The sequence below is a fragment of the Vibrio sp. YQ_11 genome (assembly GCF_043103065.1).
GTDB lineage: Bacteria > Pseudomonadota > Gammaproteobacteria > Enterobacterales > Vibrionaceae > Vibrio > Vibrio parahaemolyticus.
On the sequence record NZ_JBICJM010000020.1, the window covers coordinates 1 to 671 of the forward strand.

Consider the following 671-nt stretch of genomic DNA (forward strand, 5'->3'; position numbering starts at 1 on the left):
CTAGGCTGGGGGTTCAGTAAAGCTTACAGCTATAAGTCAGTTATATAACCCCTTTCAATTTGATAAAAACGTCTTGTGGTCTGGCAACTGCAAGAGTTAATTAAGAATTGAAAGGGGGTCCTAATGGGGGACGAAAAGAGCTTAGCGCATACGCGATGGAACTGTAAATATCATGTGGTTTTTGCACCTAAGTACCGAAGACAGGTGTTCTATGGTGAGAAACGAAGGGCAGTAGGCGAGATACTTAGAAAACTATGTGAATGGAAAAACGTGAATATTATTGAAGCAGAATGCTGCGCAGATCATATTCATATGCTTTTAGAGATACCACCTAAGATAAGTGTTTCATCCTTTATGGGGTATTTGAAAGGAAAAAGTAGCCTGATGCTCTATGAGCGATTTGGAGATTTGAAGTTTAAGTACAGGAATCGAGAATTTTGGTGTCGAGGGTATTATGTCGATACGGTAGGAAAAAATACCGGCAAGATACAAAGTTACATAAAGCATCAACTAGAGCAGGATAAAATGGGAGAGCAATTGTCGATCCCGTATTCAGGTAGCCCGTTTACGGGCCGCTGGAAATAGTCATATGCAAATGTCAGATCACTATGCGCCTGCTAGGGCGCTGCCAGTAAGAGAGCCTTATAGGCGCATATGAAAAACCACCGGCT

The 671-nt window shown here is 42.0% G+C and carries 1 protein-coding gene; it reads left to right on the forward strand.

What is annotated here, in order from left to right; genetic code table 11:
- Nucleotides 1–123 precede the first annotated feature (123 nt).
- Nucleotides 124–585 carry an IS200/IS605 family transposase gene (gene tnpA, locus ACF8EG_RS11040; protein ID WP_069504743.1) on the forward strand — a complete coding sequence of 154 codons (462 nt, stop codon included), beginning with the start codon at nucleotides 124–126 and terminating at the stop codon, nucleotides 583–585.
- Nucleotides 586–671: the final 86 nt, after the last annotated feature.